The sequence below is a fragment of the Curvibacter soli genome (genome assembly GCF_029211125.1).
Taxonomy (GTDB): Bacteria; Pseudomonadota; Gammaproteobacteria; order Burkholderiales; family Burkholderiaceae_C; genus Curvibacter_A; species Curvibacter_A soli.
This window is the reverse complement of the sequence record NZ_JARGEN010000071.1, coordinates 75,880-88,727: the sequence shown is the minus strand read 5'-3', so window position 1 is coordinate 88,727 and position 12,848 is coordinate 75,880. Positions and strand designations below refer to the sequence as shown.

The window sequence follows — 12,848 nt, the reverse complement described above, 5'->3', positions numbered from 1 at the left end:
AAACCCTTATATTTGCGCCATGTTCGCACCCAAGACGTTTTGGCAGGCCTCGCTCGAAGCGGGCCGCCGTATGCTGTACCCCATGGCAGACCCAACGCCCATGGCGCACAGCCGCAGCAGCGCCGCCATTCCCGTCATGGTGCCCATCCGTTCCCTCGGCCCCGCCCACCGCGAGCGCATCACCGCGCATCTGCTGGCGCTCGACCCCGCCGACCGCTACCTGCGCTTCGGCTACGCCGCCAGCGACGAGCATATCCGCCGCTACACGGAGCACCTCGACTTCGACCGCGACGAGATCTTCGGCATCTACAACCGCCGCCTCGAACTCATCGCCATGGCCCACCTGGCCTATTCGCCCGACCCGAAACTCGACAGTTGCGCGGAGTTCGGCGTGTCCGTGCTTAAGCAGGCGCGCGGGCGCGGCTTTGGCGGGCGGCTGTTCGACCGCGCGGTGATGCACGCGCGCAATGCGGGCGTGCACATGCTGTTCATCCACGCGCTCAGCGAGAACACGGCCATGCTCAAGATCGCCCGCAACGCGGGCGCCAGCGTGCAGCGCGACGGCAGCGAGTCCGATGCCTACCTCAAGCTGCCGCCCGCCAGCCTGGACACGCGCATGGCCCAGTTCGTCGAGGAGCAGTTCGCCGAGGTGGACTACGGCCTCAAGGTGCAGGCCCAGCAGTTCCGGAACATGCTCGCGGGCATGCAGGAAGTCCGCCGCGGCATGCGCCAGGGGCGCCACAAGTCGGCCCAGTAGGCGTGGTGGCCCCGGTGCCGGTCATGGTGTTCCGGTATCCTTGGGGCTCCCTCCACTACCGCACGTCCTGCACTTCCCGTCTGTGTCAGACCCCCACCCTGCGCGCCAGCCTGAACGCGAAGACAAGCGCAGTTTCCTGCAAAAAGTTGCCGAGTTCATCCACCCTGGTCCGGATTCCAGGGATGAGCTCATCGACATCCTGGCCCAGGCCGAGGACAACGCGCTGATCGGCGCGGAGTCCCGCGTCATGCTCGAAGGCGTGCTGCGCATGGCCGACATGACCGCGGGCGACGTGATGGTGGCCGCGCCGCGCATGGACCTCATCAGCATCGACGCGCCATACGACGAGATACTGCACCTGGTCATCGACACGGCGCACTCGCGCTTCCCGGTGTACAGCGGCGAGCGCGAGAACATCACCGGCATCCTGCTGACCAAGGACCTGCTCAAGCTCCAGCGCGCGCCCGAGCTCAACATCCGCGCCCTGCTGCGCCCGGCGGTGTTCGTGCCCGAGAGCAAGAATCTCAACGACCTGCTGCGCGAGTTCCGCAGCACGCGCAGCCACCTGGCCATCGTGATCGACGAGTTCGGCCGCGTGGCCGGGCTGGTCACCATCGAGGACGTGCTGGAGCAGATCGTGGGCGAGATCGAGGACGAGTTCGACATCGCCGGGGACGAGGGCGACATCTTCGGCCTGGCCGACCGCACCTACCGCGTCAGCGGCGACACGCCGGTGGACCGCGTGTCCGAGGCGTTCGGCGTCGAGATCCACAGCAGTGATCTCGACGAGGAGTTCGACACCATCGGCGGCCTGATCGCCCACGAGATGGGCCACGTGCCCAAGCGCGGCGAGGAATGCACGCTCGCGGGCCTGCGCTTCATCGTGCTGCACACCAAGGGCGGTGCGGTGCGCTGGTTCAAGGTCGCGTCCGTGCCCGCTGCCGACGCGCCCGCCTGATGCGCCGCGCCGCCCGCCCGCTGCTGGCGCTGGCCGCCGGGCTGGCCCAGGCTGCGTCCATCGCCTCTCCCTTCGCTGCATGGGGCGGCGGCGCCCCGCTGTGGTGGCTGCAGCTCCTCTCGCTCGCACTGCTCGCGGGCCTGCTCGACGACTGCGCCGGCAGCGCGCGCCGGGGCGCCCGGCTGGGCCTGGCGTTCGCCGTGGCCTGGCTGGCGGGCGTGTTCTGGTGGCTGTTCATCTCCATGCACACCTACGGCGGCCTGGCCGCGCCGCTGGCCGCCGCCGCCGTGCTGGCGCTGGCGCTGGGCCTGGCCCTGTACTACGCCGCCGCCGCCGCGTGGTATGCGCGCTGCGCGCCGCGCCTGGGGCCGGCGGCCCGCGCGGCGCTGTTCGCCGCCGCCTGGCTGCTGGCGGAATTGGCGCGCGGGCGCTGGTTCACCGGTTTCCCATGGGGCGCGGCGGGCTACGCGCATGTGCAGGGGCCGCTCGCGGGGCTGGCGCCCTGGGTCGGCGCGTATGGCGTCGGCGCCGTGGCGGCTTTCCTGGCGGTGGCGCTGGCGGGCGCGGCGCGGCGCGGGGCAGGGCGGCGCGGCGCGCTGCTGGCGCTGGCGGGCGCCTGTGCCGTGCTGGCGCTGCCGCCGCTCTGGCGGCCCTGGGACGCGCCGGCCCACGACGCGGGCACGCTCTCGGTCGCACTGCTGCAGGGCAATATCCCGCAGGACGAGAAGTTCCAGCCCGGCAGCGGCGTGCCGCTGGCCTTGCAGTGGTACGGCGAGCAGTTGCGCGAGGCCCGCGCGCAGCTCGTCGTGGCACCCGAAACCGCGCTGCCGCTGTTGCCGCTCCAGTTGCCCGACGGCTATTGGGACGCGCTGCGCGGGCATTTCGGCCAGGGCGCGCAGGCCGCGCTCGTGGGCGTGCCGCTGGGCTCGCTGCGCGCGGGCTACACCAACTCCGTCGCCGGCCTCGCGCCGGGACAGGCGGCGCCGTACCGCTACGACAAGCACCACCTGGTGCCGTTCGGCGAGTTCGTCCCGCCGCTGTTTCGCTGGTTCACCGACCTCATGGACATCCCGCTGGGCGACTTCAACCGCGGCGCGGTGGGCCAGCCCTCGTTCGCCTGGGGCGGCCAGCGGCTGGCGCCCAACGTCTGCTACGAGGACTTGTTCGGCGAGGAACTGGCCGCGCGCTTCACCGACCCGGCGCAGGCGCCCACGGTGTTCGTCAACGTGAGCAACATCGGCTGGTTCGGCGACTCGGTGGCCATCGACCAGCACCTGCAGATCAGCCGCATGCGCACGCTGGAATTCGCCCGCCCCATGCTGCGCGCCACCAATACCGGGGCCACGGCCATCATCGACCACCGCGGCGCCGTGGCGGCGGCGCTGCCGCGCCTGACGCGCGGCGTGCTGGAAGGCGAGGTGCAGGGCCGCACCGGCACCACCCCCTATGCCTGGTGGGCGGCGCGCTTCGGGCTGGCGCCGCTGTGGCTGCTGGGGCTGGCGATTGCCGCAACGGGCGGTTTCAGGCGCCCGTGGGCAGCGTGATGCAGGAGGCCTGCAAGCCTGGCACGCGCTGAAAGCCCGCATCGCCTGACACCAGCACCCGCGGGCTGGGCAGCGACAGCGCGCAGGCAGCCACCAGCGCATCGGGGGTCTTGAGGCCATGCCGGGCGCGCAGCAGCGTGGCCGCGCCCACGACGGCGGCATCGAGCTCCACGATGCGCGAAACCGTGGCGAACCAAGCATCGTAGCGCGCCAGCAGACCGCCATCGCCCTCGCGCAGCGGCTTCACCCTGCATTCCAGCAGGCTCAGCCGCGACACGGCGAGCGTGGCGGACGGCGCGCCCTGTGCCAGTTCCGCGATGTGGGCGGCAGCGGCTGCCTGGATGGCGGGCGTGCCCTCGAAACGGTAGATCAGTGTGCTGCTGTCCAGCAGCAGGATCACCGCGCGCCCCAGGCGCCATGGGCGTCGTCGAGCCGGGCGGCGAGCGCCGGAACGTCGAGCGTGCCGGCAGGCTGGTCGGCCAGGAACAACGCCAGTGCGGCATCCGCCGTGACCGCCATGGACGGGTGGGCGGCGGCCTGCGCCAGCAATTGCGCGTACTGGGCTTCCGACAGCACGACGGCGGCGCGGCGGTTGCGCTTCATCAGATGCACGGGCCCATGCTGCAGTGCCGTATCAATGGCATGCATGCCGCTGCGCTTGATGTCGGCAATGGTGATGGTATTCATGGAAAGCCCTGAAAACGGTACCGATTTCGGCATTCTACCGATTGCCGCGCCGACAGGCTCAGGCCGCCAGGGATCGCGGGCCCGTAAAATCGAGCGTTTGCGCGCGCCGGCTCCTGGTGCGCGCATGCCACGCATCCACTCCGCACGGACTCCCCGCGCCAAGAAAACCGCATGTTGACCTTCCAACAAATCATCCTGAAGCTGCAGTCCTACTGGGCCGAACGGGGCTGCGCGCTGCTGCAGCCCTACGACATGGAAGTGGGTGCCGGCACCTCGCACACCGCCACCTTTTTGCGCGCCATCGGCCCCGAGCCCTGGAAAGCCGCCTACGTGCAGCCCAGCCGCCGCCCCAAGGACGGCCGCTATGGCGAAAACCCCAACCGCCTGCAGCATTACTACCAGTTCCAGGTGGTGTTGAAGCCCGCACCGAGCAACATCCTGGAGCTGTACCTGGGCAGCCTGGAGGCGCTCGGCTTCGACCTGAAGAAGAACGACATCCGCTTCGTCGAGGACGACTGGGAGAACCCCACGCTCGGCGCCTGGGGCCTGGGCTGGGAGGTCTGGCTCAACGGCATGGAAGTGACGCAGTTCACCTATTTCCAGCAAGTGGGCGGCATCGACTGCAAGCCCGCCACGGGCGAGATCACCTACGGCCTGGAGCGCCTGGCCATGTACCTGCAGGGCGTGGACAACGTCTACAACCTGACCTGGACCGACGGGCTGACCTACGGCGACGTGTACCACCAAAACGAGGTGGAGCAGTCCACCTACAACTTCGAGCACAGCGACGCCGATTTCCTGTTCACCGCCTTCAACGCGCACGAAAAACAGGCCCGCCACCTGATGGAGCAGCAGCTTGCGCTGCCCGCCTACGAGCAGGTCTTGAAGGCCGCGCACAGCTTCAACCTGCTGGACGCGCGCGGCGCCATCAGCGTGACCGAGCGCGCCGCCTACATCGGGCGCATCCGCAACCTCGCGCGCAGCGTCGCGCAGAGCTACCTCGACAGCCGCGCGCGGCTGGGCTTTCCGATGGCGCCCAGGGCCTGGGCCGGCGAGACGCTGGCGAAGCTCGAAAAGGAAAAGAAAGCGGCCTGAGCACCCGGCGCCGCAGCGGGCCGGCAGGGTAGAATGTAGAAACACGGCTCTACAATGCAAGGAACATTTCATGGGCGCACGCGACCCGGCTACCGCCATCGATGCCATCGACCTCAACGTCGGCCGCTGGGGCAACAGCCTGGCCGTGCGCCTGCCAGCCGATCTGGCGCGCGAGCTGGGCATTGCCGAAGGCAGCACCCTGCACGTGCAGCGGCAGAAGGACAACAGCCTGCGCCTGTCGGCCGCACCCGCCCGCAAGCCGCTGAGCCAGGCCGAATGGCTGGCGCGGGCGCAAAAGCATCTGGCGGCCATGCCGCGCACCGAGTCCGTGCTGCGCGAACTGCGCGACGGCGCACGCTACTGACCATGCGCCGTCCATCCGAAGCCACCTATGTGGACACCAGCGTCTGGTGCGCCTACTGCTTCAACGGGCCGGGCAGCGAACGCGCGGTGGCCTGGCTGGGCCAGACCGATCTGTCGCAGGCCGGTACTTCGTGGTGGACGCAGACCGAATTCGCCAGCGCGCTGGGCATCCTGTTGCGGCGCAAGGCGTTTACGCGCAAGCAGGCGCAGGCCGCGCGCGAACGCTTTGCGGAACTGCTGGACATGGTCACGCGGCTCAACGTGCTGGAGCAGGATTACCACGAGGCCGCCGCCCACTGCACCGACGCGGCCAGCAACCTGCGCGGCGGCGACGCACTGCACCTGGCCATTGCCCAGCGGCACGGTTGCACGGCGCTGGCCACGCTGGACGCGCACATGCAGGCCAGCGCCGAGCGCCTGGGCCTGAAACTGATTGAATGGATATGACCGCCAAAACCCTCCTCGTAGAACTCTTCGTCGAAGAACTCCCGCCCAAGGCGCTGAAGAAACTCGGCGAAGCCTTCGCCGGCGTGCTGTTCGAGCAGCTTGCCGCCCAGGGCCTGACCGTGCCCGATGCCGGCTTCACGCCCTTCGCCACGCCGCGCCGCCTGGCCGTGCTGGCGCGCGGCGTGCTGGAGCGCGCGCCCGACCGCGCCGTGCAGCACAAGCTCATGCCCGTGGCCGTGGGCCTGGACGCGCAGGGCCAGCCCACGCCCGCGCTGCGCAAGAAGCTGGCCGCGCTGGGCTTGGACGAATCGGTGTTGCCGCGCCTCCAGCGCGTGCCCGACGGCAAGGCCGAACTGCTGCTCCACGACAGCGTGGCCCCCGGCACCATCCTGGCCGACGGGCTGCAGAAGGCGCTCGACGAGGCCATCGCCAAGCTGCCCATCCCCAAGGTCATGACCTACCAGCTCGAAAGCGACTGCGAACTGCCCGGCTGGAGCAGCGTGCGCTTCGTGCGCCCCGCGCACGGCCTGGTGGCGCTGTGGGGCGAGCAGGTGGTGCCCGTGCATGCGCTGGGCCTGCACGCGGGCCGCGTGAGCCACGGCCACCGCTTCGAGGCCGCGCAGGAGCCCTTGGTGCTGGCCGATGCCGACGGCTACGCCGCGGCGCTGGAGCTCGATGGCGCGGTGATCGCCAGCTTCGCCGCGCGCAAGGACGAGATCGCGCGCCAGTTGGCCGCGGCGGCGGCCCGGGTGGGCGGCGGCGAGGATGGGGAGTCGCGCGGCGCGCTACGGCCCATCGACGACGACGCCCTGCTCGACGAGGTGACTGCCCTGGTCGAGCGCCCCAACGTGCTGGTGTGCGAATTCGAGAGGGAATTCCTCGCCGTGCCGCAGGAGTGCCTGATCCTCACCATGAAGGCCAACCAGAAGTACTTCCCGCTGCTCGACGCGCAGGACAAGCTGACCAACAAGTTCCTCGTGGTCAGCAACATCCGCCCGGCGGACGCCAGCGCCGTCATCGGCGGCAACGAGCGCGTGGTGCGCCCGCGCCTGGCCGATGCCAAGTTCTTCTTCGACCAGGACCGCAGGAAGCCGCTGGAAAGCCGCGTGCCGGGCCTGGCCAAGGTGGTCTACCACAACAGGCTCGGCAGCCAGGGCGAGCGCGTGGAGCGCGTGCGCGCCATCGCCGCGGCCATCGCGCGCCAGTTGGGCGGCGACGCCGCCTTCGCGGCCCAGGTGGACCAGGCCGCGCGCCTGGCCAAGGCCGATCTGCTGACCGACATGGTGGGCGAGTTTCCCGAGCTGCAGGGCACCATGGGCCGCTACTACGCGCTGGCCGACGGCCTGCCCGGCCCCGTGGCCGACGCGATAGAAGACCACTACAGGCCCCGCTTCGCCGGCGACGACCTGCCGCGCGGCCCGGTCGGCGTGGCGGTGGCGCTGGCCGACAAGCTCGAAACCCTGGTGGGCATGTTCGGCATCGGCAACCTGCCCACGGGCGACAAGGACCCGTTCGCCCTGCGCCGCCATGCGCTGGGCGTGCTGCGCATGCTGGTCGAGCGCGAACTTCCGCTGGACCTCGATGCGCTGCTGCACGACGCCAACGCCGTGTTTGGCGACAAGGTGCATGACGCCTGCGCGCAGCTCTGCGACTTCATCTACGACCGCTTCGCCGGCACCCTGCGCGAGCAGGGCTACAGCGCGCAGGAGGTCGATGCCGTGCTGGCCCTGCGCCCGCAGCGCCTGGCCGACGTGGCGCGCAGGCTCGCCGCGGTGCGCGCCTTCGCCGCGCTGCCCGAGGCCGCGGCGCTGGTGGCGGCCAACAAGCGCGTGGCCAACATTCTGAAAAAAGCCGGCGACGTGGACGCGCACGTGAGCGAAGTGCTGCTGCACGAGCCCGCCGAAAAAGCCCTGTACGCCGCGCTGCGGGCCACGGCGCCGCCGGCGCTGGCGCAGTTCGAGGCCGGCGACTACACCGCCGCGCTGCGGACGCTGGCCGCGCTGCGCGCGCCGGTCGATGCGTTCTTCGACGCCGTCATGGTCAATGTGGAACAGGCCGACCTGCGCCTGAACCGCCAGGGCCTGCTGAAGACGCTGCACGACGCCATGAACCGCGTCGCAGACCTGTCTCGCCTGGCCGCCTGAGCCATTCATCACACGGGGTACACCATGAAGCTCATCATCCTCGACCGCGACGGCAGCATCAACTCCAGCCAGGAAGACTACGTCACCTGCGCCGAGGAATGGCAGGCCGAGCAGGGCGCGCTCGAAGCCATCGCGCGGCTCAACCAGGCCGGCTACACGGTGGTGGTGGCGTCCAACCAGGCGGGCCTGGGGCGCGGGCTGTTCGACGTGGCGGCGCTCAACGCCATGCACGCCAAGATGCACAAGCAGCTCGGCGCCGCGGGCGGGCGCGTGGACGCCATCTTCTACTGCCCGCACGGGCCCGAAGAGTCCTGCACCTGCCGCAAGCCGCAGCCGGGCCTGTTCCTGCAGATCGGCGAGCGCTACGGCGTGCCGCTGGCCGGCGTGCCCGCAGCGGGCGACAACCTGCGCGACCTGCAGGCCGGCGTGGCCGCGGGCTGCGAGCCGCACCTGCTGCTCACGGGCCGCGGCGCCCAGCAGCCGCGCGAATCGCTACCCGCCGGCACGCAGGTGCACGACAGCCTGGCCGCGTTTGCCGACTACCTCATCGCGCGCGACGCGCAGGCCGCAGCCAAGACGGGCACCGCCGCCTGACGGCACGCATAGATGCTCCTGAAACAATAGCTGCAGCCGCAGGATCTACCTGCGCTGGAGCCCAAAAACCCTTATAAAAAATGGCCTTCATCCGATCCCTCGCGCACATGCTCCTGATGGCGGTGACCGTGGTGCCCTGGGCCCTCTTCGCGCTGCTGGCATCGCTGTTCGTCAGCCGCACGCGCATGTACTGGATCTGCGCCGGCTGGCTGCGTCTGGCGGTGCGCTCGGGCACGGCCATCCTGGGCATCCAGAACCGCATCATCGGCTGGGAGAACCTGCCCCAGGGCGCGCGCGACCCGGCGGTGCTGCTGGTCAAGCACCAGTCCACCTGGGAGACCTTCGTGATGCCGGCCATCATGCCGCACCCGCTGGCCTTCGTGTTCAAGAAGGAGCTGCTCTACGTGCCCTTCTTCGGCTGGGCCATGGCGCGCATGGACATGATCCACATCGACCGCAGCCGCCGCGCCGCGGCCTTCAACAAGGTGGTGCACCAGGGCCGTCGGCTGCTGGAGCAGGGCACCTGGATCATCATGTTCCCCGAGGGCACCCGCATCCCGCGCGGCCAGGCCGGCCACTACAAGGCCGGCGGCACCCGGCTGGCGGTGGAAACCGGCGTGCCAGTGATCCCCGTCGCCGTCACCTCGGCCAAATGCTGGCCGCGCAAGGCGTTCGTCAAGCGGCCCGGCGTCGTCGATATCTCCATCGGCCCGCAGATCCCCAGCGCGGGCCGCGCGCCCGACGAGCTGATGCGCGAGGTGCAGGCCTGGATCGAGGCCGAGATGCGCCGGCTCGACCCCGATGCCTACGCCGCCACGGACGCCCCGCGGAAGGCGGCCTGAGCGGCCTCGCGCCGCCGGGAGGGCATGGGCATGATGCGGCGGCTGGTGCAGCTCACGCTCGACCTGTTCGACGCGGCGCCTGCGCCGCCCACGGCCTTGCCCGCGCCGCCTCCGGCCCCGCTGCCCGCCCCGGCAACCGCGCCGCCGCGGGCGGCTCCACCAGCACCGCCCGCCGAACCCCTGGCCCGGGTGCTGCACCCCGCCGTGTTCGCGCACCCGCAGGCCAACCGCCAGGCCCGCCTGGGCGACGCGGTCGTCGCCTACCTGCTGCGCCGTGGGCGGCGACGCACCATCGGCTTCACCGTCGGGCCCGAGGGGCTGGTCGTCAGCGCCCCGCGCTGGGTGCCGCTGGGCGAGGTGGACGCGGCCCTGTGCGAGAAATCCGGCTGGATCGTGCGCAAGCTCGGCGAGGCGCGCGAGCGCGCCGAACGGCTGGCCGCCGCGCGCATCGCCTGGGCCGACGGCTGCGAGCTGCCCTACCTGGGCGCGCCGCTGCGCCTGCGGCTCGACCCCGCCGGCGCGCGCGCCGGGCGCCTGCCGCCGCAGGCCGAAGGCGCCGCAGCGCTGCTGTGCCTGCCGCTGCCGCGCACGGCCGGCGCGGCGCAGATCCGCGACGCGGCGCAGGCCTGGCTGATGCGCGAGGCGCGCGCGCTGTTCGCCGAGCGGCTGGACCACTTCGCGCCGCTGCTCGGCGTGCACTGGCGCAAGCTGGCCTTGAGCAACGCGCAGACCCGCTGGGGCAGCGCGCGCGCCGACGGCAGCATCCGGCTCAACTGGCGCCTGATCCACTTCGCGCCGGCGGTCATCGACTACGTGGTCGCGCACGAACTGGCCCACCTGCGCGTGATGGACCACAGCCCGCGCTTCTGGGACGTGGTAGCCACAGTGGTGCCCGACCACGCCGCGCTGCGCAGCCGGTTGCGCGATGACGCGGTGCCGCGCTGGGGCTGAGTTTTCAGCCGCCGCGTGAGCCTGCGCGCCAGCGCAGCCAGCCGCGCGCCAGTGCCATGCCCGCGAGCATGGCGGCGGCGAACAGTGGCGCATCCCAGCGCCCCGACCACAGCGACGCGAGCACCGGCCCCGGGCAGTAGCCCGCCAGCCCCCAGCCCACGCCGAAGATGGCGGCGCCCACGAGCAGCGGAGCGTCGATGTCGCGGCGCGTGGGCAGCGCGAACCGCTCCGCCAGCCAGGGCCGCCGCGCGGGGTGCGCCGCAGTGGGCGGCGTCAGCGCGAACGCCGCCAGCGCCACCGCCACCGCGCCCGCCATCACGAACGCCAGGCTCGCATCCCAGGTGCCGTCGGCAATGCCCGCGATGTCCAGGAAGCCCCGCACCTTGGCCGGCTGCGTCATGCCCCCCAGCACCAGCCCCAGCCCGAACAGCGCGCCCGCCGCCAGCGCGGCCAGCGGCGCCAGCAGGCGCTGCAGGCGCGGCGTCATGCCAGGCTCCGCGCCACGAACACCGTGGCAATCCCCGCCGCCATGAACACCGCCGTGGCCGCCAGCGAGCGCGGCGATCGCCGCCCCAGCCCGCACACGCCGTGCCCGCTGGTGCAGCCCGAGCCCAGCACCGTGCCGAAGCCCACCAGCAGCCCCGCGGCCACGAGCCGCAGCACGGGTTGCGGCGTGGGTGCCGGCACACCCAGCCACGGCGCGGCCAGCGTGCCCGCGGCCACCAGTCCGGCCAGGAAGGCCCAGCGCCACGCGCGCTCCGCCGCGCCGGGCAGCAGCGCGTCCGCGGCAATGCCGCTGATGCCCGCCACGCGCCCCAGCGCGGCCAGCAGCAGCCATGCCGCCAGCCCGATGAGCACGCCGCCGAGAAGGGAAAACAGATGGGACGAAAACATCGCCAGTCCTTTGCATCGATGGGGAGTTGATGCCAATATACCCTATAGGGTATAGTTGTGGAAAGCCCACGAATCAAGCGCAGGCAAGGAACAGGAACAGGAACAGGAACAGGAACACACATGGCAAAAATTGCAGACCCCGCGATGAAGAAATCCCTCAAGGCCCGCCTGGCGCGCATCGAAGGCCAGTTGCGCGGCGTGCAGCGGCTGCTGGAGGAAGAAGCCGAATGCGAGAAGATCGCCCAGCAGCTTGCCGCCGCGCGCAAGGCGCTCGACAAATCCTTCTTCGCCATGGTCGGCTGCATGATCGAGCGCGGCGACGTGGGCGGCGACCGCGTGGCGACCCTGCTGGCCAAGTTCGGCTGAAGCGCGCGGCCATGCAACCGCTGCAACCGCTGCAACTGCTCGACCCCGCGTCCTGCACCTACAGCTACATCCTGCACGACCCCGCCACGCGCGAGGCGCTCATCATCGATCCGGTGGACGCGCAGATCGAGCGCGACCTGGCCGCGCTGCGCGAACACGGCCTCACACTGCGCTGGGCCGTGGAAACCCACGCGCATGCCGACCACATCACCAGCGCCGCCCTGCTGGCCGAGCACACCGGCGCGGCCACGGCCGCCCCGCAGGACTGCCACATCGGCACCGCCGCCGTGCAACTTTCCGACGGTGCCGAACTGCGATTCGGCGGCGAAACCCTGCGCGCGCTGCATACGCCGGGCCACACGGCGGGCAGCATGTGCTACCTGTGGCGCGGCCATGCGTTCACGGGCGACACCCTGCTCATCGACGGCTGCGGGCGCACCGATTTCCAGAGCGGCAGCGCCGAGGCGCTGTACGACAGCCTCACGCGCGTGCTGTTCGCGCTGCCGGGCGACACCATCGTCTGGCCTGGCCACGACTACCAGGGCCGCAGCCATTCCACCATCGGCTGGGAGAAAGCCAACAACCGCCGCGTGGCCGGGCGCACGCTGCCAGAGTTCGTCTCCATCATGGACCACCTCAACCTGCCCCAGCCCCGCCGCATCGACGAAGCGGTGCCCGCCAACCAAAGCTCCGGCCTGCGCCACGACGCCGGTGCCGCCGCGCTCGACGCGCCGCGGGCGGCGCAAGGCTACGCGGGCGACGTGGCGCCGCAACTGGCCTGGCAGTGGGTGCAGGCGGGCGAGGCGGTGCTGGTGGACGTGCGCACCGACGCCGAGCGCGCCTGGGTCGGCTTCGTGCCCGGCGCCGTGCCGGCCGAATGGAAGCAGTGGCCCGGCATGGCGCCCAACCCCGGTTTCGACGATGCCTTGCGCGCGGCGGTGCCGCCGGGCGGCAAGGCCGTGCTGCTGTGCCGCAGCGGCGTGCGCTCGGTGGCGGCGGCCAAGCGCGCGGCGGAGCTGGGCATCACGGCCTACAACATCCTCGAAGGCTTCGAGGGCGACCCCGACGAAAACGCCCAGCGCGGCCGCAAGGGCGGCTGGCGCTTCCACGGGCTGCCGTGGCGGCAGGGCTGAAGGCTGCGGGATATGCTATCAAAAAAATAGCTGCCAGCGCTTGTTATAAAAGCGCTGGCGGCTCTTTTGGCAT

General features: G+C 71.1%; 16 protein-coding genes and 1 pseudogene. 13 read left to right on the top strand and 4 right to left on the bottom strand.

All coding sequences use genetic code 11. The annotated features are described in order from the left end of the window. The first annotated feature begins 19 nt into the window (after positions 1 to 19). The 3 genes from PY257_RS14715 (at position 20) to lnt (ending at position 3,259) form a co-directional block, all read left to right on the top strand. A complete protein-coding gene (locus tag PY257_RS14715; RefSeq protein ID WP_275743156.1) occupies positions 20 to 757 on the top strand; it encodes a GNAT family N-acetyltransferase in 738 nt (245 codons plus the stop codon). An 82-nt stretch (positions 758 to 839) separates the two neighbouring features. Continuing rightward, entirely contained in the window at positions 840 to 1,715 is an 876-nt protein-coding gene (locus PY257_RS14710; protein ID WP_275743154.1) for an HlyC/CorC family transporter, read from the top strand. Continuing rightward, complete coding sequence (gene lnt, locus PY257_RS14705) at positions 1,715 to 3,259, top strand: apolipoprotein N-acyltransferase (RefSeq protein WP_275743152.1); 1,545 nt, start codon at positions 1,715 to 1,717, stop codon at positions 3,257 to 3,259. Before PY257_RS14710 ends, lnt begins: the two co-directional genes overlap by 1 nt. Here the strand turns inward: lnt and PY257_RS14700 are convergent. Both PY257_RS14700 and PY257_RS14695 read right to left on the bottom strand, forming a co-directional pair. Further along, the gene (locus PY257_RS14700) at positions 3,237 to 3,659 is read right to left on the bottom strand and encodes a type II toxin-antitoxin system VapC family toxin (protein ID WP_275743150.1); all 423 of its coding nucleotides are present in this window, start codon (positions 3,657 to 3,659) and stop codon (positions 3,237 to 3,239) included. The genes lnt and PY257_RS14700 overlap by 23 nt on opposite strands. After that, a complete protein-coding gene (locus tag PY257_RS14695; protein WP_275743148.1) occupies positions 3,656 to 3,946 on the bottom strand; it encodes a hypothetical protein in 291 nt (96 codons plus the stop codon). Before PY257_RS14695 ends, PY257_RS14700 begins: the two co-directional genes overlap by 4 nt. A gap of 171 nt (positions 3,947 to 4,117) precedes the next feature. Between PY257_RS14695 and glyQ the strand changes: the two genes are divergently transcribed. From glyQ to PY257_RS14660, 7 genes are all read left to right on the top strand, one after another. Beyond that, positions 4,118 to 5,041 carry a glycine--tRNA ligase subunit alpha gene (gene glyQ, locus PY257_RS14690; RefSeq protein ID WP_275743146.1) on the top strand — a complete coding sequence of 308 codons (924 nt, stop codon included), beginning with the start codon at positions 4,118 to 4,120 and terminating at the stop codon, positions 5,039 to 5,041. A 70-nt stretch (positions 5,042 to 5,111) separates the two neighbouring features. Further along, complete coding sequence (locus PY257_RS14685; RefSeq protein ID WP_275743144.1) at positions 5,112 to 5,405, top strand: AbrB/MazE/SpoVT family DNA-binding domain-containing protein; 294 nt, start codon at positions 5,112 to 5,114, stop codon at positions 5,403 to 5,405. A gap of 2 nt (positions 5,406 to 5,407) precedes the next feature. Further along, positions 5,408 to 5,851 (top strand): type II toxin-antitoxin system VapC family toxin, encoded by a 444-nt coding sequence (locus PY257_RS14680; RefSeq protein ID WP_275743142.1) that lies wholly within the window; start codon positions 5,408 to 5,410, stop codon positions 5,849 to 5,851. Next, complete coding sequence (gene glyS / locus PY257_RS14675; protein ID WP_275743140.1) at positions 5,848 to 7,995, top strand: glycine--tRNA ligase subunit beta; 2,148 nt, start codon at positions 5,848 to 5,850, stop codon at positions 7,993 to 7,995. The genes PY257_RS14680 and glyS overlap by 4 nt, the downstream gene beginning before the upstream one ends. A 24-nt stretch (positions 7,996 to 8,019) precedes the next feature. Continuing rightward, the gene (gmhB, locus tag PY257_RS14670; protein ID WP_275743138.1) at positions 8,020 to 8,589 is read left to right on the top strand and encodes a D-glycero-beta-D-manno-heptose 1,7-bisphosphate 7-phosphatase; all 570 of its coding nucleotides are present in this window, start codon (positions 8,020 to 8,022) and stop codon (positions 8,587 to 8,589) included. Between the two features lie 80 nt (positions 8,590 to 8,669). Beyond that, positions 8,670 to 9,431, top strand: coding sequence for a lysophospholipid acyltransferase family protein (locus PY257_RS14665; protein WP_275743136.1), 762 nt, complete (start codon positions 8,670 to 8,672; stop codon positions 9,429 to 9,431). 33 nt (positions 9,432 to 9,464) lie between these two features. Continuing rightward, complete coding sequence (locus PY257_RS14660) at positions 9,465 to 10,382, top strand: M48 family metallopeptidase (protein WP_275743219.1); 918 nt, start codon at positions 9,465 to 9,467, stop codon at positions 10,380 to 10,382. Positions 10,383 to 10,386: 4 nt separating this feature from the next. Here the strand turns inward: PY257_RS14660 and PY257_RS14655 are convergent, their stop codons facing one another. Together PY257_RS14655 and PY257_RS14650 are read right to left on the bottom strand one after the other, a co-directional pair. Beyond that, positions 10,387 to 10,869, bottom strand: a complete 483-nt coding sequence (locus PY257_RS14655) for a DUF6691 family protein (RefSeq protein WP_275743133.1) — start codon at positions 10,867 to 10,869, stop codon at positions 10,387 to 10,389. Next, a complete protein-coding gene (locus tag PY257_RS14650) occupies positions 10,866 to 11,276 on the bottom strand; it encodes a YeeE/YedE family protein (protein ID WP_275743131.1) in 411 nt (136 codons plus the stop codon). The genes PY257_RS14655 and PY257_RS14650 overlap by 4 nt, the downstream gene beginning before the upstream one ends. 120 nt (positions 11,277 to 11,396) lie before the next feature. On the opposite strand from PY257_RS14650, the gene PY257_RS14645 reads away from it, so the two are divergent. The 3 genes and pseudogenes from PY257_RS14645 to PY257_RS14635 all read left to right on the top strand — a co-directional run bounded on the left by PY257_RS14645 (position 11,397) and on the right by PY257_RS14635 (position 12,775). Beyond that, positions 11,397 to 11,642 (top strand): metal-sensitive transcriptional regulator, encoded by a 246-nt coding sequence (locus PY257_RS14645; protein ID WP_275743129.1) that lies wholly within the window; start codon positions 11,397 to 11,399, stop codon positions 11,640 to 11,642. 11 nt (positions 11,643 to 11,653) lie between these two features. After that, positions 11,654 to 12,163: pseudogene (locus PY257_RS14640) on the top strand (MBL fold metallo-hydrolase); the annotation flags it as partial. Positions 12,164 to 12,337: 174 nt separating this feature from the next. Then, positions 12,338 to 12,775 (top strand): rhodanese-like domain-containing protein, encoded by a 438-nt coding sequence (locus PY257_RS14635; RefSeq protein ID WP_275743217.1) that lies wholly within the window; start codon positions 12,338 to 12,340, stop codon positions 12,773 to 12,775. Positions 12,776 to 12,848 lie beyond the last annotated feature (73 nt).